This is a genomic window from Mucilaginibacter sp. P2_A5, assembly GCF_056404995.1.
Genome location: NZ_JBFUCY010000005.1, coordinates 13,558 through 40,290 on the forward strand (window position 1 = coordinate 13,558; position 26,733 = coordinate 40,290).

Genomic DNA, 26,733 nt, shown 5'->3' on the forward strand with positions numbered 1-26,733 from the left:
AAATGAAAAAGAGTTTAAAGATGATATCAATGCTGCTGTTATGCACGGTAATGCTATCGGCCTGTAAAAAAGGATTTGTTGACCTGAATACTGACCCGAATGGAACACCGAACGCCCTGCCGCAGCAACTATTGGCGCCGGCACTGGTTAATACGGTAAGCATCAATATGCTGCGCAGCCGCAATTTCAATAACGAGCTGATGCAGGTTACTGTAGATCCCGGAGATGGCGAAGGCAAGGTTTTCAGGTACGATGTTAAACGCACCTGGGCCGATTATACCTGGAATGGCTGGTATACCCAGTTAACCAATTTTAAGGACATTTATACCGTAGCCAGCCAGCCGCTTACCTATAACAAAACCTATATGGGTATCTCGCTCATCTGCCAGTCATGGTTATATTCCCTGCTGACAGATACCTATGGCGACGTGCCTTATTTTGAGTCCAACAAGGGTAAGGAGGGTAATTTTACTCCAAAGTTTGATAAGCAGAAAGATATTTACCTTGATATTTTTAAAAAGCTGGAAGCGGCTGATACCCTGCTGAACGGGGCCGCGAACATTTTAGGCGGTAGTGATCCCGTTTATAAAGGCAATGCCTTAAAATGGCGGCAATTTGGTAACAGCCTGTACCTGCGGTTATTATTAAGGCTTTCGGGCAAGGCAGATGTTTCTGCCGCCTGTATTGCCAAAATCAAAGAAATGGTAGATACAAACCCCTCGGCCTATCCCATTATGGCAAGCAATGATGATGCAGCTGTATTGCGCTGGACGGGTGTAGGGGCCCTAACCTCGCCATTTATAGGAGGGGTACGGGAGCAGGACTGGCGCGCTTTAGGTATTGCCGAATTCTTTATCAATAACCTGAACCGATGGGCCGATCCGAGGCTGCTTACTAATCGCTGGTCGATTGCTACCTACCAGGGAAGTTATGTGGGCATTCCAAGCGGGTATGCGCCGGGGCAGAGTGTGCCAAACCGGTCATACTTCCTGTCTACCACATCAGCAACAACCCTGATGAGCGAGCCTTTGATGGGCAACATCATGAACTATTCCGAGCTGCAGTTTATCCTGGCAGAAGCTTCGGCCAAAGGCTGGATTGCCGGCAATGCGAAAACCTATTACAGCAACGGGGTGCTGTCGGGCATTACCTACTGGGTGCCAACTTTTACCATACCTATAGATACTTATTTAACCGGCGCGGATATGGCCTGGGACGATACCGAGACGCTGGATAATAAAATGGAGATGATCCATCTGCAAAAATATTATTCGATGTTTTATACCGACTTTGAACAATGGTTTGAGTACCGCCGCACAGGCCACCCCGTATTGCCTAAAGGTAACGGACTGGTTAACAACGGTATTATGCCTGCACGTTTAACCTACCCTGTTTACGTGCAATCGGCCAACCCTGATAATTACAAAGCGGCGGTTGCCGGCCAGGGTGCCGACGAGATTAGCACACAGGTTTGGTGGCAGAAACCATAATAATTAAATGATAATCCAGATCTCCATAAAATGAAAAAGATATATTTATTCCTGCTCATAACCGCAGCAGTTGGCTTTACTGCCTGTAAGAAAAACAATTATGCAGAAGGCACACTTAGCCCAATTATTGCTATTGTGGATTTGAAAGGCCTGTACAAGGGTGCGGATGTGGCATTAACCACCGATAAACTCGGTGGTGCCAAAGAAGTTACGGGCGTGGTTATTTCCGATGCGGCATCGGGAAATGTTCCCGCGGGTATTTTAGTGATTGAAAACAACAGGCGGAACGCCATCCGCGGTATTTCGTTGGCCATCGGCGCCTCCGCGGCCAACTATGTTCCCGGCGATTCGGTAGTGGTGCAGCTTGCCGGGGCTACCTTAACCAAAGTGAACGGCAGCATGCGCGTTACCGGTCTGCAGGAGTCGTCAGTAAGTAAAGTATCGGCTAATCATATCATATGGTTGCAGGCTGTGCCATCGGGCAAAATACTGGCAACGCCAGATATTTATGAGCATACCCTGGTAACAGTTAGCAAGGCCATCACCCAGCCCGAACCTCAGCCAGACGAAACCTTAAGTGGTGACAAAACCATTAACGACGGTTTTGGCAAAATGATGTTACATACCGAAGCTGCTGCAAACTTTGCGGGACAGGAACTGCCTTTCAGTGCAAATTTCACAGGTATTCCCTTTATTTCGTCTACCGCTGCAGATACTACCGTGCAGTTATGGCCCCGAACTAGGGATGATATATTCATCCTTGCTGCTACCAGGCCATCGCCTGTAATTATAACCGGGTATTTGACCAACCCAAGCGGAAGCGATGCCAATTACGAGTACATCCAGCTAATGGCCACCAGGGATATCGATTTTTCGGTGACTAATTTTGCTGTAGTTACCTGCAATAACGCCGGCACTAATCCAGCACCGGTTAATGGCTGGGCAAACGGCCTGGCGCGTAGCTATAAATTTAACCTTACATCGGGCAAGGTAAGCAAGGGGCAGTTTTTTTATGTAGGGGGCAATAAAAACATCTGGGGTGCAGGCAGTACCGATATCAGCGCCGCCAACTGGATCAGCAGTACTCAATATTCAACTGATCCTGGCGCCGACTTTGGTAACGCCACCTCAAACTTATTGGCCAATAGCGGTAACGTAGCGGGTATAGCCATATTTCAGGGCATAACTGTAGATGCCACAACCGTGCCAGTTGACGTTATCATGTACGGCGGTAACGGAGCAGTTTATGCTGCCGGCCCGCCCGAGATTGGATACCGTATCACCAACACCGACTACTATAGCACCATAAACCCGGTAAGCCACGAAGCTCAGGGATTTTACGGTGGCGGCACCAATACCTCGAAACTGACCCTGCCAACCGACGGTAATTTCGCCCGGCTTGGCGGTGTTTATGATGCAATTACCGGCCGCTGGACAACCGGGCGTACGGTAACAAGCATTCCCTTAACACTCACATCACCTTTAAGCACTATTGAAGCCGGTATCGGTTTTACAATCCTGCAAAACTAAAATCAAAATCCCCGCACCGGTTGAGAATACGGGTGCGGGGGTTTAACAAAAAATGAAATGAACAGAAGATCTTTTATAAAAAACATCGGTTTAATAACGGGGAGCGCCTTCATTGCGCTGCATGTGGATGCCCTTGCTAAAACCGGAACGGGCCTTATCAAAGGAAGAGTTACCGATGGCAAAAAAGGCGTCAAAGATGTCGTCCTTTCCGACGGCTTTTCGGTTGTACTGACAGACGTAGAAGGTAATTACCAGATCACCCCGAACGAAAAGGCCAAAAGCATATTTATGAGCACACCGGCCGGTTACGAGTTTAAAAACGATTACAATATTGCCAAACAGTATGAAAACATAAGTGGCGGCGGCCATTACGATTTCAAGCTGGAACGCTTAAAGGCGGATGACGATAACCATCATTTTATTATCTGGGCCGATCCACAGGTGAAAAACAAAAAGGATGTTAAGCAATTGATGGAAACATCGGTGCCCGATACAATAGAAACTATCCGGTCGTTGGGTAAAAATGCGTTAGTGCATGGCATTTGCGTAGGCGATTTGGTTTGGGATAACCACGCGCTTTTTCCCGATTACAACGAGGCAATCGCAAAAACAGGCATTCCGTTTTTCCAGGTGATAGGTAACCATGATATGGATTACCGGATGGGGGGCGACGAAACATCGGATGTTACGTTTAAGCAGTTTTACGGACCTACCTATTACTCCTTTAACCGTGGTAGAGCCCATTATGTAGTGCTTGACGATGTGCGTTACCTGGGGGTTGAACGCGAGTATGATGGGTACATAACCGAAGACCAGCTGGCCTGGCTGGCCAAAGATCTGCAGCATGTGGGCAAAGATCAGTTAGTTATCATCAACCTGCATATTCCGGTTTATAACGCAGTTAAAAACAACAAGGACTTTTATGCTGTTCTGCAAGGCTTTAAGAACGTGCATGTCATGTCGGGCCATACACACTGGCACGCCAATAATTTTAGTAACGGGGTGTATGAGCACATTCACGGTACCGTTTGCGGCGCCTGGTGGACAGGTCCCATCTGTACAGACGGTACCCCGCGGGGCTACGGTGTTTACGAAGTGACTGGCACCACCCTGAAATGGTATTACAAATCAACCGGACTGCCCAGGGAGAACCAGTTAAGCATTTTTGTAGAAAAACTGACCGACCAGATGCGCCTGATTGCCAATGTATGGAATTATGATCCGGAATGGAAGGTGGAATATTTTTTAGATGATAAACCAATGGGAGTGTTATCCAGGGAAACCGGTTATGATCCTTTATCGGTAACTTTGTATAAAGGTGATGACCTGCCAGCAGGCCGTCATTTTGTGGAACCTCACGAAACAGATCACCTTTTTGTAGCGCATTTTGAACCTGCCGTAAATAAGGTGAAAGTGGTGGCTACGGACCGTTATGGTAACAATTATGAAAAAGAAGTTGATGCAAAATAGAACATTAAACATTATTGCCGGTATCGGCCTGGTTATCTTGCCGGGCCTTACAGGCTTTCAAACAGGTGTTTTGAAAGGTGCGGCTTACCCGGATTTTGATACGGAAGCGCACCGCGGCGGGCGGGGCCTGATGCCCGAAAATACCATCGTAGCTATGAAAAACGCTATTGATCTTGGTGTTACCGGCCTTGAAATGGATACCCATATCACCGCAGATGGCCAGGTTGTTTTATCGCATGATGAATACATCAACCCGCTGTTTACCTTAACCCCCGATGGAAAAGAGATGAGCAGTGAAGAAGCGAAAAAACTGGTACTTTACAAAATGACCTATGCCGACTTGAAACAATACGATGTGGGTTCACGATATTACAGCAAGTTTCCGCGGCAAAAAAAGATCAAAACCTATATGCCCTTATTGGCCGACCTGATTGATTCTGTGCAGCTTTACCTTAAATCGCAGCACAAAAAGCAGGTGTTTTACAATATCGAAACCAAATGCAGCCCGGCCGGCGACCAGGTGTACAACCCCGGGCCCGAAGAATTTGCAGACCGTTTGATGAAAGTAATAAAACAAAAAAAGATCATGCCTTTTGTAGTGATCCAGTCTTTTGATAAAAGAACTATCCAGATCATTCATGAAAAATATCCCGATGTACGAACTTCATACCTGGTAGAGAATAAAAAGACGTTTGAAGAAAACATCAGCGATCTTGGTTATACGCCTTTCATCTACAGCCCGGCCTATAAACTGGTAGATGCCGGATTGGTAAAAAAATGCCACGATATGCATGTGAAAATTTTGCCATGGACAGTTAACACCAGCGAAGAGATCAAACAGCTTAAAGATTTGAAGGTAGATGGCATTATATTTGACTACCCGGATTTGCTGACGAACTAAAATTGGTTTTGACTGGTTTGTTAGTTGCCGAAATCGTATAAATACGCGCTTGCACCACCAAATGTAAATGATTCAATTTTTTTTAAATTCATTTTATCTAATGTATTGATAATCAATTTTTCTGCGTCCGTACCTTCGTAACTTAGCAATAGCCAGTTTTTGCCTTTCAATAGTTTTAGTTGGTCTATATATTTGTTTCTATCTGTGTCGTAAAATCCATAAGTAACCTGGTGTTTTAAATTTACAAACCCGGTTTGGTTATAATACGTAAACGCCGGAACTAAATCATAGTAAACATAAACCCGCTGCTTATCTTTCAGCCTGGGTTTGATAAAATTAATGCTCTGTTTTATTTCCGTATGCACCATTGGGAAAGAATTAAAGTAAACGAAGGAGCAAAAATAGATGGGTATAACTACTACAACAGGCGTCAGCTTCGCAAGTACTTCGGGTTTAACTATGCCTGCCAGCTTTACCCTGCAAAAATCGAATCCAAAAGCTATCGCGATGATAAAAATTGGATATAGATACAATATAAGGCGCTTGTCGAAAGGATACATTTTGAGGCCCGATAACACTAAATGCACAATAATTGGCAATGTGATGAGTATTAAGGAACCAAAAGCTTTTTTCTTGTATAAGTTAAAAAGGCCCGTTAAAAATAGTAAAGGAAAAAATATCTTTCCAAGGTTGCCGTACCCAAATAAAAAGTAAAAAACCATCTGGCTTTTTGTGAACAGGAAACGATAAAAATCCAATTTGAAGGGGTTTAGCGGAAGGAACGCCTGCTCTCTTGACCAATACCCTACCATATAATTCCTGGTTGGATGATTTTGTATAAAGCATAAATAATAGATGCCAAATGTTACTGACCATGTTAAAAACACATAAATGATGCCCGGATGCCAGGCCTTTTTTTTGTAAATGTCAAAAATGAGGTATAGGCCAAATGCAAATAATATGATAACGGTAATGTTTGATAAAAAGATGGATATTGCACCAATAATAGCCAGGGTGAGGTACCTGTTGAAATCGCGCTTGTAAGTTTTTATCAAACAATAATATAATACAATAGCAACCAGTACATCGCTCATATACTGCTTAACCTCACTTGAATAGTAAATTAAAACAGAATTAAATACAAATAGCGACAGCGCAAAAATATGCGTTGAGCGGTTCTTAAATACAATCTTAAGAATTTGATACAGAAAGAATATAGAAGCGATATAACTTAATAACGGGAACAACCTTAATCCGTATTCTGTTCCTGAAATAAAGTAAAAGATGAAATGCTCAATTTCCAAAAACAATAAAGGGGCAACCTGCGCAAGATCTAACGGTTTAAGCAAATCAGCAGGGCTTTTATGGATAATATTTAAAGATAGTGTGGCTTCATCATTCCATAAACTTCTGTTGTAAAGAAACTGGTAAACAGATAATAATATCCCCAGTAAGACAATAAGGAAGATCAAAAATCTAAACAGGCCGTGTTTGTTCATGCTTGAAAGTTAATAAAATTCAGTTTACCTGCTGAGAGATGCCGGCATAAAATATATTTGATGAAGCCGAAACGCCCGGTTAATAAAATTGTTGATTTTGAGAAAAGATAATAGCATACAACAATTTGCTGCCTTAAAGGGCGTAGCAGTTTTGGCGATTGTGCTTTTCATTTTACCATTGCGAGGCACCCGCCAATGAATTTTTGTTATCTGAGATTGGCAGATACCAAAATATAATGTTGTTGCCAGGGCATAAAAAAAGCGCCCATATAAACAGGCGCTTGCTATTATCAATAACAGGAGGTCAATTAACTTGTGGTGGATTGTTTGATTGCGTGGCATCCAATACCAAACTAAACAGATCTTGTTTAACTTGTCGGAATTCGCGGGTCAGGTTGGTCATAAAATAGGCCAGCTTTACCTGGGTAGATGTAAGGGCATCGGTATCTTCGGGGATAATATCTTCAGACATAAGCTCCAATTGCCTTACCTGCCTGGTGAGCAATTCTTCAACCTCCATGTCCTGCAGGTGTTTTAAAGCTTTGCCGGTGGCAATTAATTTATGGATATGCCCGGTATCCTGCAGGTTGGCTATATGCTTATCCAATAACTTTTGCAGGAATGATGTTTCTATCTTAAAAAATTCAAGATCGGATAGCCAGCGCCGTGCTATTACGTAATACTGTAATGACCGTGCAGACATTGATGTGGTAGGTTGCATATTTATTTTACTAATTATTAAGATTGCATTATTGCTTGAATGGTAAAATTAGCGGGCCTTTCACCCATAAAAAATGACTGTCGTCACCTTATTTAAATTAAGCACGTTCAAACAGCCATTTGAGCGGTTTAGGTTTTGTTTTTACTTTCAGACCATATTGTTTTATGCTTTTTTCTTTAATAAGGTTAACGGCCTCGTCAATATCGTCGGTAACCAGGTAAAGGTTGGCGTCAAATTCGCCTATGGTGGCGTTCTTTTTCATAACCTGTATGTGGTCAATCAGTTCTTTATGGTACTCGGTACCGAAAATGATCACCGGGAAATTGTTTATTTTATGTGTTTGTATGAGGGTGAGCGCTTCAAAATATTCATCCAAAGTACCGTAACCGCCGGGCATCACTATAAACGCGAACGAGTATTTTACCAGTAGTACCTTACGTAAAAAGAAATGCTTCATGTACACCCATTTATCCAGGTAGGGGTTGGGTTTTTGCTCTACCGGGAGTTGGATATTACAGCCTACAGATCGCCCGCCAACATCTTTGGCGCCGCGGTTGGCTGCTTCCATTAACCCGGGGCCGCCGCCGGTAAGTATAGTAAACCCAAGTTTGGCAAATTCGGCTGCCGCTTTCGTGGTAAGCTGGTAATAGGGATGGTCTTCCCGGTACCTGGCCGAGCCGAAAACGGTTATACAGGGGCCGATAAAATGCAGGGCCCTAAAGCCGTGGATAAGATCGGCCATGGTTTTAAAAGTAAACTTCAACTCACTGAGCCTTGATTGCGGACCGTCAAGAAATTGGATCTCGGCATTATTCATGGTTTATTTTTATTGGAATAGTCTCAATTAATACAGTGTAAAGATTTAAGTTATTTGTTGTTCAAAACATGACAATGCGCATTATACTACATGCTTGTTATCAGTTTACCGGCAGCCGGGTTATGTTACCGGCGGTCGGAAATCTATAGTCCACACGGATAAAAAAATGACCATCATCATATTTATACATGAAAACTATTATATTTTAATTGGCTGTTTATGCTAATATTTGTGATGTTTATCAGTTTATTGATAACACCTGTTTATGGAAAATGCGGCCTTACTAAAAGCTATTATTGAAAATGCAATTGATGGTATAATTACTATTAATGGCAGGGGGATTGTAGAAACGATAAATCCCGCGGCATGCAAGCTGTTTTTATGTAAGCCGGACGACGTAATTGGTGAAAATATATCTGTGTTGATGCCACAGCCCTATAAGGCACAGCACGACGAATATATCCATCGCTATCAGCAAACGCACGATCCTCATATTATAGGTATTGGCAGGGAGGTTACGGGTTTACGAACTGATGGTACAACCTTCCCCTTCAGGCTTGCGGTAAGCGAAGTTGATTTTGCCGGCAGAAAGATTTACGCCGGGTTTATACATGACCTTTCGAGAGAAAAAGAAGCCGAAGAACAGTTAAGAGATTATGCCGCCCACCTGGAAGATTTGGTTGAGCATCGTACCCAAACCCTTAAAAATACTGTGGAAGCGCTGCAACAGGCAAAAGAAGAGGTGAGTGTATCGCTTGAAAAAGAGAAGGAACTGGGGCATTTAAAAAGCCGTTTTGTATCTATGGCCTCGCACGAGTTCAGGACACCTTTAAGTGCCGTACAGTTATCGGCATCGTTAATAGAAAAATATGCACAGCCTTATGATAATGCCAATATCCGTAAGCATGTAGCAAAAATTAAAAACGCGGTTGGTAATTTAACAACCATCCTTAATGATTTTCTATCGCTTGAAAAACTGGAGGCAGGCCGGGTTGAGCCAACTTATACCCCGTTCGACCTGGTAAAATTTTCGGAAGAAATAACCGAAGAGCTGCAAATGGTTGCTAAACAAAACCAAAGCATTATTTATCAGCACACCGGTACCCGCAGTATAGTAAACCTTGACCCAAACCTGCTTAAAAATTGTGTTATAAACCTGATGTCCAATGCTATCAAATATTCGGGCGAGAATACTTTTATCGAGTTTAATACCGAAATTGCCGATAGCAACTGTGTAATAACTATTAGGGATAATGGCATTGGCATACCCGATACCGATCAGAAACATTTGTTTGAGGCATTTTTTCGCGCGCATAATACAGGTAATATTCCCGGTACGGGGTTGGGCTTAAATATTGTGGCGCGCTATACCAGTTTAATGAATGGCCGTGTTGAGTTTAAAAGTAATATTAACCAGGGTACATTGTTCACCATAACTTTTCCAATATCATGAGTAAAAAAGTTTTGATCATTGAAGACAATAACGACATCCGCGAAAACGTGGTTGAAATTCTGGAACTTGCCAATTACCAGGTTTTTGATGCGAATAATGGCAAAAAAGGGGTAGAGCTTGCCGTAAAAGAGTTACCTGATATTATTTTATGTGATATTATGATGCCCGAGCTGGATGGCTACGGCGTTTTATACATGCTGAACAAAAAACCGGAAACGGCTGCCATCCCTTTTATATTTTTAACTGCTAAGGCCGAGAGGCTGGATTTACGTAAGGGCATGGAAATGGGTGCCGACGATTACCTTACCAAGCCTTTTGATGATATGGAGCTTTTAAATGCCATTGAAAGCAGGTTGAAGAAAAAAGAGTTGCACCAAAGCTTTTACAGTAAATCGCTTGACAGGCTGGGCAGCCTGATAGCAAAAAATGATGGCCTGGCCGAATTAAAAAAAATCATCAGCGAACGCAAAATCCGCCAGTTTAAAAAAAGCCAGGTAATTTATTACGAGAGTGATAAAGGCAACGGGCTTTACCTGGTGGTAACCGGCCGGATAAAAACCATAAAGCTTGCCGAGGACGGACGGGAACTGATGACCGGCATTTACATCGCCGACGATTACCTGGGTATCAACGCTATTTTATCTAACGAACCATATTCAGATACCGCCACCGCGCTTGAAGACAGCTCCCTTTGCCTGATACCCAGGGACCAGGTAGACCACCTGCTAAATCATTATCCCGAAGTAGCCCGCGAGTTCATTAAATTATTGGCCAATGATATTCGCGATAAGGAAGATCAGCTGATGCAATTGGCCTACCATTCGGTACGCAAAAGAATGGCCGAGGCTTTAACCCGCCTGCATAAGCAGCATACCGAAAAAGACGGATTCAAAATAACCCGCGAAGACCTTGCCGCCATGGCCGGTATGGCTACCGAAACGGTAAGCCGCACGCTGTCTGATTTTAAAGATGAAGGGTTGATAGAAAAAAAAGGCAGCCTCATCTCCATTCTTCAGGCCGAAAAGCTTTCTAAAATGAAAAATTGATAAAGATCATTTTTTAGGCTGATAACGCTCATTCTATTACGGCAGGCGCAATGGTAATTTTGTTTTTATAAACAAGATACGATGAAAGCGGTAGCCTACAGTATAAAGCCCTTTGAAAAAGAATACCTGGCAAAGGCCAATCAAAAAAAGCACGATATTACGCTTATTTCAAACCCATTGGGGCCGGATACTGCTATTTACGCGGAAGGTAAAGACGCTGTTATTGTTTTCACCAACGATGATGTTTCGGCCGTTGTTATCGGCAAATTAGCCACGCTGGGTGTAAAGTATATAGTTACCCGTTCATCCGGTACCGATCATATCGATAAGGATGCCGCCGCTGCCCATCACATCAAAATAGCAAATGTTCCTTCCTATTCGCCGCAGGCTATTGCCGAGCATGCCGTAGCCATGGCCTTTGCCCTTAACAGGCAGGTTGTTAAGGCCGATCATCACAGCCACGCATTTGATTTCAGGAACGATGGCCTCATTGGCTTTAATTTTGCCGGTAAAACTGTAGGTATCATTGGATTGGGCAACACCGGCCGGGCCGCTGCCGCTATTTATCATGGGCTTGGCTGTAATATTATTGGCTACGATGTGTTTTTTCCGGCCGATGAAATTTACGCCGAACCGGTATCGCTTGATTATTTACTGCAAAATGCAGATATCATAACCCTGCACGTTCCGTTAACTCCCGATACCAGGCATTTGATAAACGCCGAAAATATTTCGAAAATGAAAAACGGTGTGATGCTGATAAATACTTCCCGTGGCTTGCTTATTAATACCACCGACGCGCTTGCGGCAATTGAAAGCGGCAAAATAGGATACCTGGGTATTGATGTGTATGAATTTGAAAAAGGTTTATTTTTTGAAGATCACCAAAAAGATGCTGTAAAAGATCCTTTGCTGAATAAGCTGATGGAGCACCCTAATGTACTGGTAACACCGCACCAGGCATACCTTACCCGCGAGGCCTTGCAGGAAATAGCCAACTCAACCATAAAAAGTCTTGATTTATGGCAGCAGAACAAATGCGTAGGTAAAGCCTGTGCCTGTTCAAAAGAATGCCAAAAAACGGTAACTAACCACATAACGACAAGCGTTGATAATGGAAAATAAATCTCTCCTGCTTACCGGTAAATATAATGTAGCGGTGCCCCGTTATACCAGCTATCCTACAATGCCCTATTGGGATGCTACCACGTTTAATACAGAATTGTGGCGGCAATCGGTTAAATTTTCGTTTACCGAAAGCAATGCACAATCGGGTATCAGCCTGTATATTCATTTACCTTATTGCGAAAGCCTGTGCACTTATTGTGGCTGCAATACCCGTATCACCAAAAATCACAGGGTTGAGGAGCCCTATATAGCGGCTGTTTTAAAAGAATGGGCTATTTATTTGGCTATGTTTAACGATTCGCCCGTAATAAGGGAAATTCACCTGGGCGGCGGGACGCCTACTTTTTTCAGTCCCAAAAACCTGCAAATGCTGATAAACGGCATTATTAAAACATCCAAATTACATCCCGATGCCGAATTTAGTTTTGAGGCACACCCGGCAAATACCACGGTAGATCACCTGCAGGTTTTATATGATCTGGGTTTCAGGAGGCTTTCATTGGGGATACAGGACTTTGACCCCAAGGTGCAGTTTATCATCAACAGGCATCAAACTGCCGACCAGGTGATGGCCGTAACACAGCAGGCCCGCCGGATAGGTTATACCTCCATTAATTACGATTTGATATATGGCTTGCCGTTGCAAACGTTGGCGGGCCTTGCAGATACCATGAATAAGGTAGCCTTGTTTAAACCAGACAGGATAGCATTTTATAGCTACGCCCACGTGCCATGGATAAAACCCGGCCAAAGGCGTTTTACCGAGCAGGACCTGCCCGATGCTGCCGCCAAAACCAAACTGCACGAAACCGGCAGGGCTTTGCTAATGCACTACGGCTACCATGAAATTGGTATGGACCATTTTGCACTGCCCGGCGATGAGCTTTTACACGCAGAACAAAATGGCAAGCTACACCGTAATTTTATGGGCTATACGCATCAGCATACGCAGTTGCAAATTGGCTTGGGCGTATCGTCTATAAGCGATTCATGGTATGCTTTTGCACAAAATGTAAAAACGGTTGAAGAATACCTGCAACTTACATCGGCCGGGCAACTGCCTGTGTTTAAAGGCCATATTTTAACTGCCGAAGATTTGATTGTCAGGAAACATATCCTGAATATTATGTGCAAAGGCCAAACGGTATGGAACCATCATGGCCAGCCCTGCGCTGCCGTATCTGATGGCCTTGAGCGATTAAATGCCCTGGCAGATGACGGGCTGGTTGAACTAACCGCACTGGGGCTTACCGTTACCGAAATTGGCAAACGCTACCTGCGCAATATTTGTATGTGCCTTGATGCCCGCCTATGGGCCGATAAACCTGCATCGCAGTTGTTTAGTATGGCTATATAAATGATGAGTGTCTATTAAAAACAAAATGTTATTTCGACGAACCTCAAGGGGATTGTGCATAGGGGGAGAGGAGAAACTATATCTTGAGCGCAGCGAAAAATCTTTTACGCCCTACATTCCACGAAGCATTGTAGATATAGCAGGGCGTAGAATTTCTCCTCGTACCTCGTCGAAATGACAATTTTTGTTGAAAAGATGTGGGTACACGGTAGCCTTATGCATTAATTCATTGCCGTTGGCTTCAGCCTGATTTTCGCATTCTGCCTTAAGCTTAAGTCCATAGTATTTTTTAACCAAACAAAAACCAGGTAACTTTTAGGTTCCTGGCTTTTGTTTGGATTATGATGTTGATTTTTGGGGCGAAATTTTTATGGTTCGGCTATCTCTAATACCACGCGGCCGTCAATTTTACCAGCTTTCATATCATCAAACACCGTATTAATATCCTCTAATTTCGCAGCATGTACGGTTGCTTTAACCTTACCCTCAATTGCAAATGCAATTGCTTCTTCCATATCTTTACGGGTACCAACTATTGATCCCCTTACGGTATAGCGGTTAAGCACGGTTTCAAATATGGGCAAGTCAAAAGCGCCTTTGGGCAAGCCGTTAAGCGCGATGGTACCTTTACGGCGCAGCGCAGATATGCCCTGGCTAAAAGCTATTGGCGATACTGCTGTAACCAAAACACCATGCATACCGCCGGTTTCTTTTTGCAGGTATGCGCCGGGATCTTGTTCTTTGGCGTTAACAACCAGTTCGGCGCCTAATTTTTGGGCGAGTGCCAGTTTATCATCGGCAACGTCAATGGCGGCTACATGCATGCCCATAGCTTTGGCATATTGCACGGCCAGGTGTCCTAAGCCGCCAACGCCGGATATAGCTACCCATTCGCCAGGTTTTACTTCAGTTTCTTTTAACCCTTTGTAAACCGTTACTCCGGCACAAATAATAGGCGCCATCTCGGTAAAATTAATGCCAGCCGGGAAATGGGCAACATACCTTGGGTCGGCCAGTACATATTCGGCAAAGCCGCCATCTACACTGTAGCCGCCGTTTTGCTGGGTTCCGCAAAGTGTTTCCCAGCCTGTAATACAAAACTCGCAGCAGCCGCAGGCGCTGTGCAACCAGGGCACACCTACAATATCTCCTTCTTTTACGTTCTTCACTTCGGCGCCCAGGGCCACAACATAGCCAATAGCTTCATGACCAGGGATAAGGGGCAATTTGGGTTTCACCGGCCAGTCGCCATTGCAGGCGTGCAAATCGGTATGGCAAACACCACAGGCAATTACTTTAACCAATATCTGGTTTGCGTTCGGGGTTTTAACCTCCACGTCTTCAATTTGTAGTGGTGCGCCAAACTCCCGTATTACGGCTGCTTTCATTTTTTGAGGTATCATAGGTATGTTAAATAGTAAACACAATAAGCATCAAGGCATGGAGCGCGATGCTTGCAACAAACAGGGTAAGCAAGGTTTTAATGCCGGCGCCGCCCATACCAGCAATAATGTTGGCAAAAAATAACGCTAAGGTTACAACCAAAACAAGTATAGGGGCGTTAAAATAATATAACAATATAGCGGGTACCGGTAAAAAAAATACACCCTGAAAAACCAGTGATACCAGAAACCATAATGTTTTACTATCGGCCTGGCTATTTACAAAGGCATTCCATTTGTAAGCTAAACTTTGGGTGTTTTTTTCTGTTGTTGGTTTGCTGGTCCACTGGACACGGGTACTCATTGTAGTTTCCATGATTCAATTTATTTTTATATCGCAAATATCCCTGGAATTTACAGGGTGCACCATGACAACAGGCACGTCAAAAAGTGATGCTGGTCATCCTAATGAGAGTTCGGGGGAAATAAAAAGCGGAGAATGTGTGATGCATTGCCCTTTGTACACATCCTTTAGATCAAAGAAATGACATTCGGTTTATTTAAAAAAGATACGTACCGATAGTAGTCCATGGGGAGGGAATTAAAAATTCTTCCGGGCAATGATGCCGGTCACACTAAATACCGGGTTAAATTTTGTTCTGATAACCATTAACGGCAATTGTTTATTCCCTGCGATTGTGTTGCAGGGCTTAGGTAGGGGATGTTTAAACCCAACCCGCGCAGCACAAACCATAACCCTAAACATACCATTAGGTAGGGCATCGCTTTATTAATGCGGTTGCGAACCCGTGGGCCTATAAAACCCATACTTACCGTGGCCAGCAGCATTAACGGGAAAGTACCTATCCCGAACCAGAACATATACTGCGCAGATGAATACGGCGAACTGGTATTTACCGCGCCAATTAGGGCCAGGTACACAAAGCCGCAGGGCAGGAAACCATTAAGCAAACCTACCGCGAAATGGCCTGCCTTATGTTTCAGCGCGAAACCTATAAGCTTGTTGATAGGGGCCACCAGTTTAGGCATCAGTTTACTTTGGCTGAATTTTACCTTGAACATGCGCGAAAAGCCGGCCATAATAATCAGAATGCCGCTAACAATACTCACGCCTTGCTGCATGTCGGCCAGCCAAAGCTGCCTGCCCAATAAACCAATTAGTAGACCGAGCAATGTATAAGTGATAACGCGCCCTGCATTATAGATGAATTTGTCAACCACCACCATCCACCACCGGGTATGAAACGATGGTATGGCAAAAGCAAGCGGGCCGCACATACCAATGCAGTGCACACTGCCGAAAAGGCCAATAAAAAAGGCTATCTGGTTGCTGCTCATTCTATGTCTACCTCTTTTTCGTACAGGTACAATTTTCGGTTGCTCTGCCACTCCAATACCATATGCCAGCGGCCTTTAACCAGGGTGGGTGCAAGTAAGCTGGCCGTTTTGCCAAGTTCGGTGTTTATAAGGAAGGTTTTATCCAACGCCTGGCTGGAGGGCCTTATAAATTTTGCGCTGCCCGTTGCCGGTGCTTTAAAGGTTATGCTTATTTGCTTACCATTAATCCGGATTACGGGCTGGGCCTGGTCTGTAATCACCTGCTTTTCCCTGGCGTAATCTTTATTAAAGTTTAGCCCTTTTTCATAATAATGGTGGTCGTATTCATCGGCGGGCAAAGCAAACATTTTTACACACATGAATATGATAAACAGCATGAACATGGCCATGCCGGCAATTATTCCTTTTCCCCAATTCATCTTTTTAATCATTTGGTGGCCCTACAAATGTTGTACTGACCGTTTGAATTACTTTGTTGCCTAACACCAGGTTAATTTTAACATCCGTTTTTGCCGACTTGATATGCGAGGCCGGGATCATCAGGAAAAACACGGTCTTAACCGAGCCTCCCGCTACTATTTTTCCGGGAGCCTGGATGTATTTTATCTTTATAGCCGGATCATCAGGTTGTATGGTTATATCGCGGCTTTGGTTTGATTTGTTGATCACCTCGGCATTGTAAATATTGCTTACAATACCGCCTTTTTGTTCCTGGTACAACATGCCTGCACTACGCATAACCGCAAGGTCCATGTCGCCCCTGCTGAAAATGAAGTAACAAAGCACCGTCATCAAAACAACAATGATCCCGCTGTAGCCCATCATCCTGCCGGTGAATGATGGCTTTTGCTGTTTGTGGATCATGTTCTCCGAGTAAAATCCTATCAGGTTCAACGGCTTATGAATTTTATCCATTACCTCGTTGCAAACATCAATACAGGCGGTACAGTTAATACATTCCATTTGTGTGCCCTGCCTTATATCTATACCGGTAGGGCAAACTGATACACACAGGCCACAATCTACACAATCGCCTTTTGAGGTGTTATTAGCTGTTTTTGAAAGTTTTCCCCTTGGTTCCCCGCGCACCTCGTCATAAGCTACCACCAGGGTATCCCTATCTAACAGCACACCTTGCAGGCGGCCGTAGGGGCAAGCCACGGTACAAACCAATTCCCTAACCTGACTGTAAACCAGGTAAAAAACAATGGTAAAAAGCCAGATGCTTAAAAAGCCAACCAGGTGCAGTTGTACCGGCTCGGTTATGATTTTAAACAGCACATCGCTACCTACCAGGTATGCCAAAAAAGTATTGGCTATCAGGAACGAGAATATGATGAACAGGAAATGCTTGCTTCCTTTTTTCATAATTTTCTCCCTGGTCCAGGGGCCTGCGTCTAATTTTTTTTGCTTGTTGCCATCCCCTTCAATCCAGTTTTCAATCTTCCTGAAAAACATTTCCATAAAAATGGTTTGCGGACAAATCCATCCGCAAAAAACGCGGCCGAAAGCGATGGTGAACAATACCACGCAAACCACAAATACCAGCGATGCCAAAACAAACAGGAAGATATCCTGGGGCCAGAAAACCTGCCCCAGGATAACAAAATGCCTTTCCATAAAATTCAGCAGCAGCAATGGTTGCCCGTTGATCCTGATAAGCGGCCCTGCAAAAAAAAGCAGCAGGTAGGCGTAGCTAATCCACGAGCGCCATTTATATAATTTCCCTTTACGGATTAGCGGGTATATCCACTCGCGCTTATTCGTCTCTTTCGCTACCAGTAACCCGTCCATAGTTTATTTATTTGCTGCAAGTTTATCGTCTGTATCGGTCTCTTTTGTGCCTTGCGGCTCTTTTGCACCTGCGGGGTGAGTACCATGTAACGATTTAACGTAATTAGCCACATCGGCAATTTGCTTGGGCGATAGTTGTTTTTCCCACGTAGGCATACCTTTGGCAAGCACACCGTATTTAATGGTTTTAAACAAATCATTGATCTTGCTCCCGTGCATCCAGAAATCATCTGTCAGGTTGGGGCCAACATTTCCCTGGGCATGATCGCCGTGGCAAGCGGCGCAATTGGTTTTAAATATGCCCTGGCCCGCTGCAATAGCTGCCGGGTCGTGCTCCAATTTTACCGTATTCTCATCTACCCGGTTGGCGGCTTTGCTCAGGTATGCCTTTTTTTCGACATCGGCCTGTACCATCTCTGTTTTATATTCGGCGTACTGTAGCTGCCCGGTTTTAAATACGTGGTAGTTGAGCAGGTAGCCTGCGCCAAAAATGATGGTGGCATAAAAAAGGTACATAAACCAGCCGGGTATTGGGTTATCAAGTTCCTGTATGCCATCATAATCGTGTTCAATAAGGATCTCTTTTTCTTCTTCCAATGGCCTGAGCGAAAGGAGCTTTTGCCAAACTTCAGCTTTGGGTTTTTTCTCCTTTTTTTCCTTAACGGGGTGCAGCCGCGCGGCTATCTCGGCGTCTGATAATCCCTGCTGTTTAAGCATTACGCGTGCTAAAACATTAAATGTTTTTACCAGCACCATCATGGCTATTAAAAAAAGCAGCAGCATGCCAACAATAACACCATAGGCAATATAATTCATTACATCACCCGGAATAAGGTCATCGGCCATAGCGGGCTGGATAAGTAGCACAAAGGCTGATATTAATATAATGCGGTGGTACTTCATGGTTGAAAAGGTTGTTGTAAATCGGTTAAACTATCGTGAAGGGGCAAATCGCTCATATGTTCTATATGTGGTTTCCTGATGCGGATGAGCATAATGGTTACTACAATAAAGAAGACAAAGAATATTCCCAGCGAAAAAAGCAGGTATGCCTGGTTCGCGTTGATGTTTTCGGTGAATTGTTTAAACATGATGGTAATTATTTATTGGCGGTTTTGGTTGCTTTAATATCTGTTCCTAACCGTTGCAGGTAAGCAATTACGGCTATGATCTCCTTATTGCTTTTTACTTTAATATGGTCGCTATATAGGTTGTCCCTTATCTCTTTTTCCTGTTTTTCAAGGTCCTGGTTGGCTATGTTTTCATAACCTAAAGGATAGGGTACACCTAATTTGCGCATGGCGTTTATTTTTGCGCGGGTTGACGTGGTATCCAGGTTCTGGGTAATCAGCCAGTCGTAATTTGGCATAATGCTTCCCGGCGACATCAGGCGCGGATCCATCAGGTGATTGTAATGCCAGGCGTTGCCATATTTTTGACCTTCGCGGGCCAAATCGGGGCCGGTACGTTTTGATCCCCATAAAAACGGGTGGTCGTACACAAATTCGCCGGCTTTGCTGTATTCACCATACCGTTCAGTCTCGGAGCGGAAGGGGCGCACCGTTTGCGAGTGGCAGTTAACACAACCCTCGCGGATGTACAAATCGCGGCCCTGTAATTCCAGCGGTGTATAAGGTTTCACGGCAGCAATAGTAGGTATGTTGGAGGATACGGTTAAGGTAGGCATCAGTTCGATAAATGTGCCCACAAGGATAACCAGCAGGGCGGCAATCAGCATTTGGATAGGCTTGCGCTCCAGCCTGCGGTGCCAGCTATTTTCTGTTGCGATAGTATGAACGGGCTCCAATGGCATAGCCTGCGCTGCTTCGTTGGCAACCAGTTTGCCCTGTAAGGCTGTGCGGGTAAGGTTATAAGCCATTACTATAACGCCCAACAGGTACATGGCCCCACCTGCAGAGCGCATCATGTGCATCGGCAATATCTGCAATGTTGATTCTAAAAAGTTAGGATATTTTAGCATGCCTTCCGATGTAAATTCCTTGAGCATAAGGCTTTGGGTAAAACCTGCCCAGTACATTGGGATGGCGTAAAAAAGGATACCCAGTGTGCCTATCCAAAAGTGGAAGGAAGCCATTTTTTTAGAGAACAGCTCTGTTTTATAAATACGCGGGATTAACCAGTAAAGGATAGCAAAGGTTAAGAAACCATTCCAGCCCAAAGCGCCAACGTGCACGTGGGCAATGATCCAATCGCTGAAGTGGGCTATGCCGTTTACCTGTTTAAGGGAAAGCATTGGTCCTTCAAAAGTAGCCATACCATAGGCGGTTAGGCCTACTACCATAAATTTCAGGATCACATCGTCCCTTACCTTATCCCATGAACCACGCAGGGTTAATAGCCCATTGATCATACCGCCCCAACTTGGCGCTATCAGCATAATAGAGAAAGCTACCCCTAATGATTGTGCCCAGCCTGGTAGCGTGGTATACAATAAGTGGTGAGGGCCTGCCCAGATGTAAATGAATATAAGTGCCCAAAAGTGCAGGATACTTAGTTTATAAGAATAAATGGGGCGGTTGGCCATTTTAGGTAAAAAGTAATACATCATACCCAGGTAAGGCGTAGTCAGGAAAAATGCAACCGCATTGTGCCCATACCACCATTGTACTAATGCATCCTGAACTCCGGCATAAACCATATAGCTTTTAAAGCCCGATACAGGCAGCTCAAATGAATTTACAATATGTAATACGGCTATAGTAACAAACGTGGCTATGTAAAACCAGATGGCTACGTATAAATGCCTTTCGCGGCGTTTAAATATGGTGCCAAACATGTTCCATCCAAAAACTACCCAGATAACAGTAATAGCGATATCTATCGGCCATTCCAGCTCGGCATATTCATGTGATGTTGTTAAACCTAAGGGAAGTGTAATTACGGCCGATAAGATGATTAGCTGCCATCCCCAGAAGTGGATCTGGCTCAGCATATCACTAAACATCCTTGCTTTGAGCAAGCGTTGCAGCGAATAATAAACACCCATAAAAATGGCGTTGCCCACAAAAGCGAAAATCACCGCGTTGGTGTGCAGCGGGCGGATACGGCCGTAAGTAGTGTACTGGTTACCCATGTTAGCGGCCGGGTGATAAAGCTGAATGGCTACAATTAAGCCTACAGTCATGCCGATTATCCCCCAGATTACGGTAGCGATACCAAAATTCCGGACGATTTTGTTGTCATAGTAAAATTTTTCGGGCTGCATAAAATTGTTGTCTTTTTATGGGTGTAAAATTATTGATGTGCCATGGGCGACAGAATGATGGCAGTTGGCTTTAAAAGTGATTGGTGTCACTTTTATCGGCGTCGGCAACATCGTCGTCAAGCAGGATACGCATGGATGGGGTGTACAGGTCGTCATTTTGCCCGCTTCGCTGCGCCCAGAAAAAGGCGGCCAAAAATATCAGCGCAAGCAAAACGCTGCAGCCAATTAAAAAATAAATGATGTTCATATAAGTTTTCGTTTTTTGGCTGCAAAATGAGTTGCCAGGGTAGTGAATGAAATGATAGTGACGGTACTCAAAGGCATCAGTATAGCGGCTATTAATGGCGATAAGTGACCAGTAACCGCGTAACTAAGCCCTATGATGTTGTAGGTAAGGGAGATGAGGAACGACAAACGGACAACGGTTACGGTATCCTTTGCAAAACGCAGAAAAGCAGGCAGCTTACCAAATGATTTTCCATCTAAAATGGCATCACAGCCCGGCGAAAAATTGTTTACATCATCGGTAACCGCTATGCCAACATCGCTTTGTTTTAGCGCACCCGAGTCGTTTAAGCCGTCGCCAAGCATTAAAACCTGCCGTCCTTTTTGCTGAAGCGCTTTTATAAAATCCAGTTTATCCTGTGGCGACTGGTTAAAATGCATTCTTTTATCAGCCTTAAAAAATTTTACCAGGTCGGTACGTTCATGGTCATGGTCGCCCGAAAGTAAAAACAACTCATAGTTATCATTCAGGCAACCAATGTTTTCCATCCCCTCCCTGTATTCCTGCGCAAACTGAAAATATCCCAGGTAATGGCTGTTCATCATAACATGCACACTGGTATTTGGCGCCCCCCCTTCGGCAAAACCGAATACAAATGCCCCGCTACCCAGGCGCAAGATGTTATTTTCAATGGTTGCGGTAATTCCCTTGCCGGCAATCTCTTTGTAGCCGGTTACAGGCAACTTTTTATAGCTCCCCAAAAACTGGCAAATCATCCTGCTTAAAGGATGTATCGAATTGCTGCAGGCGCTGTATATCAGTTGTTTTTGTTTTTCGGTGAGTTGGCCCTGTATAGCCACGCTTTTACTGTTCCCTAATGATATGGTGCCGGTTTTATCCATTACAATGGCTTCAATGCCGGCCAGCTGTTCAACAATACGGGTATTTTTAAGGTAAAAAAGGTTCCTGTCAAATATACTTAGCGCCGCGGCCATGGTAAAGGGGGTGCTTAGGGCAAGGGCGCAGGGGCAGGCTATAATAAGTACAGCAGTAAAAGCATCAATACCCCTCCTGTAATCGGTAAATAGCCAGGCTAATAATGATCCAAATGCAATAATCAGTAGTGCTACGGTAAAGTATTTGCTGATAGTTTCGCTAAAAGTTTTCATCCCGCTATCCTGTTTCCGGGTAAAAGCTTCGTTATTCCAAAGCTGCGTAAGGTAACTTTGCGATACCGGTTTTACTACTTCCAGCTCAATAGCATCGCCGGTTTGCCGCCCGCCGGCATAAATAATTTCGCCCAATGTTTTATTTACGGGGATTGCCTCGCCGGTAACAAAGCTAAAATCAATGAGTGCATCGCCCTTTAACAGGATAGCATCAGCCGGGATAATCTCATTATGGCGTATCAATATCCGCTGGCCGGTAGCAACCTGGGCCAGTGGGATAGGTTGTTCAGTGTCGCCGGTTAATACCTGCACCGCAACGGGGAAAAATGAACGGTAGTCGCGCTCAAAGGAAATATGGTGATAGGTTTTTTGCTGTACAAATTTACCCACCAGCAAAAAGAAAACCAGGCCGCAAAGGGTATCGGCATACCCTGCGCCGGTATGGGCCAATACTTCTGTTACGGTGCGAATGAAAAGCACGGCAATGCCCAACGCCAGCGGGAAATCGATATGGAGTGTCCGGGCTTTTAAATTTCTAAATGCCGAAACAAAATATTCGCGGCCGCAAAAAAATACCACAGGCAATGTGAACACTATATTCAGATAGCCAAAAAAATTTTTGAAAGTTTGCTCAAAGGCCGATAGGCCGAAGTATTCGGGAAAGCTTAGCAGCATAACATTGCCAAAACAAAAACCGGCCACTGCAATTCTTTGAACCAGGTTGCCTTTGCCGGCAGCGTTTTGCTTTTTGATAACATCCTGTAAACTGATGAGGGGTTCGTACCCGATATCGTAAAGTAACTCTGCCAATTGCTGCAGGCTGCACGCGCGGTGGTCAAAGCGTACTATCAATTGCTTTTTTAAAAAATCGACCCTGGAATAATGAATGGCAGGGTTAAACCTGTTTAATTGTTCGAGCAGCCATAAGCACGAGCTGCAATGGATATGTGGTATATATAAGGTAACAATGGTTATATGATCATCAGTATAATCAAGCAAATCGTTAACTATAGATGGTTCGCTTAAATAATCAAACCGTTTGGTAACCCGCGTGCGCGTGGCACCGGGATGCTCGTTGTAATTGTAATAACTGCCAAGGCCGTTACCTGCCAAAATCTGGTAAACGCTTTTACAGCCCTGGCAGCAAAATTGTTTTTCATCTGCTACAAATGATGTGGTTAAACATTCGTCGCCACAATGGTAGCAGGATGTTTTAACAAGAATTGTGTCGTTCGTCATCTTTTTATTCTGGTTTATCAAAAGTCCATTTTAAGCGTGGTAGTTTAAATGATGGATGTTGCAGGGTAATATGACCCTCGTCATTTTTTGGAGATATGCATGCCGGTAGATTTGTAGTTGATGAACAGGCCGGAAATTTTTGATATAAGGATGATTGATCCAAGCAAGGCGCACGCTGATATTTTTGAAAAGCTAAGCACACTGGCAGTCGGCCAGTCATTAGTGATAATCCACGACCAGGACCTGCGGCCGCTTTATTTTCGTTTACTGGCAGAATGTAAGCAGGCGTTTGGTTGGGAAACACGGGATGACGGCCCCGAAGTTTGGCGTATTCAACTCACCAGGAAAGCAGCCGGGGCAAATAATGAAACCATAGGCGATATAGTGTCTAAGGATTACCGGCATGCCACGGTGTTTAAAAGGTTGGGTATTGATTTCAGCTGCAACGGAAAAAGGACGTTAGAAGAAGTTTGCGTTGATAATCATTTGGATATAGATGACCTGCGCCGGCAGTTGGCCTTATGCTTAAACCTGCCCGTGGTACAAACCATAAACTTATTAAGTTGGGCGCCCGCATTTTTATGCCGTTACCTTGTTAATCTTAATCATCAATACATCAAAATAAACACCCCATTCATAAGTGAGCTCGCCCAAAAGGTGGCCGTTAGTTATGGAGATAGCCATCCGCAGATTGGCCGGGTTAGTACAATTTTTTTTAACGCGGGAGAGGTTTTAATGCGTGATGTGTTAAGTGAAGAGGCATCACTTTTTCCTGATGTTGTAAGGCTATCCGAATGTTATATTAAAGGACGTACGCTGACGGAGGATGTAACAGGTGATATTTTAAGCACTTTTTATGATATAATGGCCTCGCACGAAAAGATCGCCTCCGATTTTCGCCTCATCAGGCAGCTAACCGACAATTACCAGGTACCACGTTATGTTTCCTCATCCTATAATATTTTATACAAGCTTTTGCAGGATTATGAGGACGATCTGCTGTTCAATTTTCACCTGGAAAATAATTTGCTTTTTCCTAAAGTCATTGCCATCCGCGATAAGATGCGATCAATGTAAATACTTCTTTAAATACCTTACTATAAACACCGATGTTAAATAATTCTGCTCTTAAATATTTTATATAATGATACATACTTTTCATATCCCGGTTTTGGGGCTTGGCTACTCCATTGATACCCCGTTAAAAGTTGCCCGCTATGGCATATCGTCTGTAATTTCCATTGTAGACGACGAGTTGATTGAAAGAATGCGGGCTTACCACAGCCAGCTAAATAATGAGCCCTATATACCGGTTACCAAAAAAGACCCCGATTACCGGGCAAGGCGGATTACTACTTACCTTGACCTGGTTAACCTGCTGGCCACCCGCCAGTTTGATAACTTGCGCGCGATGGATTTTGAAAAAGGAAACGACCTGTGCAGGTATTTTGAGCTGCTGCCCGAGCAATCAAGATTAAGGCAGGGGTACGACCTGATGCTGGATTATCCCGAAGGAGCGCAAAAGAAATTATTTCAGCAAAGGCTGATTGAAGAGATGGAGCCCGGAAGTATTGATGTAAACATTATGTCGAAACTGGATAAAATGAACTACGCTGCCAACGGTGATTACAGTGGCGATACCTTTACAGATGCCCTTGCGGCATTGCGTGGTTTCGCGAATAGTAAACTCCGTTCATCAATCATTTTATCGGCCGGGATGAACCCCCGTTTATACAGCTACCTGGAAGCTTTCTCTGTTTTTTTTCCTGACGATGATGGGCAACTGGCCAAAAAAATTGTTTTAAAAGTAAGCGATTTCAGGTCGGCGTTTATACAGGCCAAATTCCTGGTTAAAAAGGGGCTGTGGGTATCTGAATTCAGGATAGAATCGGGCCTTAACTGCGGGGGGCACGCGTTTGCAACCGAGGGCTTTTTACTTGGGCCTATATTAGAGGAGTTTAAGCAAAAAAGGCAGGAAATGCTTGACGAATTGTTTAGCGCTTACCAGGCCGTGTTATTGCAAAAAGGAATAGTTATAGCCCACCCGCCGAAGCAAAAGCTTACCGTACAGGGAGGCATTGGCACGGCGTATGAAAACCAGTTTTTGTTAGATCATTATGATATGGATGCCACCGGGTGGGGGAGCCCCTTTTTGCTGGTGCCGGAAGTGACTAACGTAGATGATGGCACGCTTAGCCAGCTGGAAACCGCTACCGAAGAGGATTTTTATTTAAGTGGATCATCGCCATTAGGTATTCAGTTCAATAATTTTAAAAAGAGCACCTCTGAGGAATTGAGGCTGAGCCGTTTAGAGAAAGGACGGCCCGGCAGCCCTTGTACCAAAAAGTATTTGGTAAGCAATACCGAATTTACCGAAACACCTATTTGTACCGCATCAAGAGAATATCAGCACTTGAAAATTCAGCAGCTGCAAAGCATGGCACTCCCGGCCGATGAATATGAACAGCAATACCAGGCCGTTACCGAAAAAATATGCCTGTGTGAGGGGCTTTGCGCATCGGCTTATATAAAATACGATTTGTTAAAGCCAAGGGAGAATAAAGCCGTTGCCATTTGTCCGGGCCCCAATCTTGCCTATTTTTCGCGGGTTTATTCCCTGGACGAAATGGTGCACCATATTTATGGCGCTACAGATTTGCTTGGTAAAATAAGGCGACCGCATATGTTTATAAAGGAGTTGAATCTTTATATAGATTATCTTCAAAACGACCTGCAATCGCAACTAAAGGACCTTACCGAAAAAAAGAAAAAGCAATTGAGCAAATTTAAGCTGCAGTTGCAGGATGGCATAGCATACTACAAAGAGTTGTTTGCCGGTTCGGCAAATCAAACATCTGGTATGCTGCAGGATTGGATAAACGACCTGAGTACCTCAGAAGAGCATTTGAGTAGTATAGCTATATAG

23 protein-coding genes are annotated in these 26,733 nt (G+C 44.2%); 10 read left to right on the plus strand and 13 right to left on the minus strand.

The annotated features are described in order from the left end of the window. Positions 1 to 2 precede the first annotated feature (2 nt). Genes AC1DXF_RS05640 through AC1DXF_RS05655 form a run of 4 tightly spaced genes read left to right on the plus strand, consistent with a single transcriptional unit; the run spans position 3 to position 5,391 of the window. Positions 3 to 1,490, plus strand: coding sequence for a SusD/RagB family nutrient-binding outer membrane lipoprotein (locus AC1DXF_RS05640; protein ID WP_477446988.1), 1,488 nt, complete (start codon positions 3 to 5; stop codon positions 1,488 to 1,490). Between the two features lie 30 nt (positions 1,491 to 1,520). Further along, entirely contained in the window at positions 1,521 to 3,020 is a 1,500-nt protein-coding gene (locus AC1DXF_RS05645; RefSeq protein WP_477446990.1) for a DUF5689 domain-containing protein, read from the plus strand. A gap of 57 nt (positions 3,021 to 3,077) precedes the next feature. Then, on the plus strand, positions 3,078 to 4,490 hold the full coding sequence (locus AC1DXF_RS05650; RefSeq protein WP_477446992.1) for a calcineurin-like phosphoesterase C-terminal domain-containing protein: 1,413 nt from the start codon (positions 3,078 to 3,080) through the stop codon (positions 4,488 to 4,490). Further along, entirely contained in the window at positions 4,465 to 5,391 is a 927-nt protein-coding gene (locus tag AC1DXF_RS05655; protein WP_477446994.1) for a glycerophosphodiester phosphodiesterase family protein, read from the plus strand. The genes AC1DXF_RS05650 and AC1DXF_RS05655 overlap by 26 nt, the downstream gene beginning before the upstream one ends. Positions 5,392 to 5,411: 20 nt before the next feature. Here AC1DXF_RS05655 and AC1DXF_RS05660 read toward each other — a convergent pair whose 3' ends face one another. From AC1DXF_RS05660 to AC1DXF_RS05670, 3 genes are all read right to left on the minus strand, one after another. Further along, positions 5,412 to 6,890, minus strand: coding sequence for a hypothetical protein (locus AC1DXF_RS05660; RefSeq protein ID WP_477446996.1), 1,479 nt, complete (start codon positions 6,888 to 6,890; stop codon positions 5,412 to 5,414). Positions 6,891 to 7,194: 304 nt separating this feature from the next. Continuing rightward, positions 7,195 to 7,593 (minus strand): hypothetical protein, encoded by a 399-nt coding sequence (locus AC1DXF_RS05665; RefSeq protein ID WP_477446998.1) that lies wholly within the window; start codon positions 7,591 to 7,593, stop codon positions 7,195 to 7,197. A 115-nt stretch (positions 7,594 to 7,708) separates the two neighbouring features. Beyond that, positions 7,709 to 8,428, minus strand: coding sequence for an LOG family protein (locus tag AC1DXF_RS05670; RefSeq protein WP_477447000.1), 720 nt, complete (start codon positions 8,426 to 8,428; stop codon positions 7,709 to 7,711). A gap of 265 nt (positions 8,429 to 8,693) precedes the next feature. Between AC1DXF_RS05670 and AC1DXF_RS05675 the strand changes: the two genes are divergently transcribed. From AC1DXF_RS05675 to hemN, 4 genes are all read left to right on the plus strand, one after another. Continuing rightward, a complete protein-coding gene (locus AC1DXF_RS05675; protein WP_477447002.1) occupies positions 8,694 to 9,881 on the plus strand; it encodes a PAS domain-containing sensor histidine kinase in 1,188 nt (395 codons plus the stop codon). Then, positions 9,878 to 10,927, plus strand: a complete 1,050-nt coding sequence (locus tag AC1DXF_RS05680; protein ID WP_477447004.1) for a response regulator — start codon at positions 9,878 to 9,880, stop codon at positions 10,925 to 10,927. Before AC1DXF_RS05675 ends, AC1DXF_RS05680 begins: the two co-directional genes overlap by 4 nt. 81 nt (positions 10,928 to 11,008) lie before the next feature. Next, positions 11,009 to 12,052 carry a 2-hydroxyacid dehydrogenase gene (locus AC1DXF_RS05685; RefSeq protein ID WP_477447006.1) on the plus strand — a complete coding sequence of 348 codons (1,044 nt, stop codon included), beginning with the start codon at positions 11,009 to 11,011 and terminating at the stop codon, positions 12,050 to 12,052. After that, positions 12,042 to 13,412 carry an oxygen-independent coproporphyrinogen III oxidase gene (gene hemN, locus AC1DXF_RS05690; RefSeq protein WP_477447008.1) on the plus strand — a complete coding sequence of 457 codons (1,371 nt, stop codon included), beginning with the start codon at positions 12,042 to 12,044 and terminating at the stop codon, positions 13,410 to 13,412. The genes AC1DXF_RS05685 and hemN overlap by 11 nt, the downstream gene beginning before the upstream one ends. 368 nt (positions 13,413 to 13,780) lie before the next feature. Here hemN and adhP read toward each other — a convergent pair whose 3' ends face one another. The 10 genes from adhP to AC1DXF_RS05740 form a co-directional block, all read right to left on the minus strand. Beyond that, positions 13,781 to 14,815 carry an alcohol dehydrogenase AdhP gene (adhP, locus tag AC1DXF_RS05695; RefSeq protein ID WP_477447010.1) on the minus strand — a complete coding sequence of 345 codons (1,035 nt, stop codon included), beginning with the start codon at positions 14,813 to 14,815 and terminating at the stop codon, positions 13,781 to 13,783. A 7-nt stretch (positions 14,816 to 14,822) separates the two neighbouring features. Further along, on the minus strand, positions 14,823 to 15,170 hold the full coding sequence (locus AC1DXF_RS05700; protein ID WP_477447012.1) for a hypothetical protein: 348 nt from the start codon (positions 15,168 to 15,170) through the stop codon (positions 14,823 to 14,825). 293 nt (positions 15,171 to 15,463) lie between these two features. Beyond that, positions 15,464 to 16,153 (minus strand): sulfite exporter TauE/SafE family protein, encoded by a 690-nt coding sequence (locus AC1DXF_RS05705; protein ID WP_477447014.1) that lies wholly within the window; start codon positions 16,151 to 16,153, stop codon positions 15,464 to 15,466. Continuing rightward, complete coding sequence (locus AC1DXF_RS05710) at positions 16,150 to 16,572, minus strand: FixH family protein (RefSeq protein ID WP_477447016.1); 423 nt, start codon at positions 16,570 to 16,572, stop codon at positions 16,150 to 16,152. The genes AC1DXF_RS05705 and AC1DXF_RS05710 overlap by 4 nt, the downstream gene beginning before the upstream one ends. A gap of 4 nt (positions 16,573 to 16,576) precedes the next feature. Then, on the minus strand, positions 16,577 to 17,947 hold the full coding sequence (gene ccoG, locus AC1DXF_RS05715; protein WP_477447018.1) for a cytochrome c oxidase accessory protein CcoG: 1,371 nt from the start codon (positions 17,945 to 17,947) through the stop codon (positions 16,577 to 16,579). Between the two features lie 3 nt (positions 17,948 to 17,950). Next, positions 17,951 to 18,850 carry a cbb3-type cytochrome c oxidase N-terminal domain-containing protein gene (locus AC1DXF_RS05720; protein ID WP_477447020.1) on the minus strand — a complete coding sequence of 300 codons (900 nt, stop codon included), beginning with the start codon at positions 18,848 to 18,850 and terminating at the stop codon, positions 17,951 to 17,953. After that, positions 18,847 to 19,038, minus strand: a complete 192-nt coding sequence (locus tag AC1DXF_RS05725; RefSeq protein WP_477447022.1) for a hypothetical protein — start codon at positions 19,036 to 19,038, stop codon at positions 18,847 to 18,849. The genes AC1DXF_RS05720 and AC1DXF_RS05725 overlap by 4 nt, the downstream gene beginning before the upstream one ends. A gap of 8 nt (positions 19,039 to 19,046) precedes the next feature. Continuing rightward, positions 19,047 to 21,173 (minus strand): cytochrome-c oxidase, cbb3-type subunit I, encoded by a 2,127-nt coding sequence (ccoN, locus tag AC1DXF_RS05730; RefSeq protein WP_477447024.1) that lies wholly within the window; start codon positions 21,171 to 21,173, stop codon positions 19,047 to 19,049. 70 nt (positions 21,174 to 21,243) lie between these two features. Next, a complete protein-coding gene (ccoS, locus tag AC1DXF_RS05735; RefSeq protein ID WP_477447026.1) occupies positions 21,244 to 21,420 on the minus strand; it encodes a cbb3-type cytochrome oxidase assembly protein CcoS in 177 nt (58 codons plus the stop codon). Next, positions 21,417 to 23,807 carry a heavy metal translocating P-type ATPase gene (locus AC1DXF_RS05740; protein WP_477447028.1) on the minus strand — a complete coding sequence of 797 codons (2,391 nt, stop codon included), beginning with the start codon at positions 23,805 to 23,807 and terminating at the stop codon, positions 21,417 to 21,419. Before AC1DXF_RS05740 ends, ccoS begins: the two co-directional genes overlap by 4 nt. A gap of 150 nt (positions 23,808 to 23,957) precedes the next feature. Between AC1DXF_RS05740 and AC1DXF_RS05745 the strand changes: the two genes are divergently transcribed. Together AC1DXF_RS05745 and AC1DXF_RS05750 are read left to right on the plus strand one after the other, a co-directional pair. Then, positions 23,958 to 24,884, plus strand: a complete 927-nt coding sequence (locus AC1DXF_RS05745) for a DUF542 domain-containing protein (RefSeq protein WP_477447030.1) — start codon at positions 23,958 to 23,960, stop codon at positions 24,882 to 24,884. A 67-nt stretch (positions 24,885 to 24,951) separates the two neighbouring features. After that, a complete protein-coding gene (locus tag AC1DXF_RS05750) occupies positions 24,952 to 26,733 on the plus strand; it encodes a hypothetical protein (RefSeq protein ID WP_477447032.1) in 1,782 nt (593 codons plus the stop codon).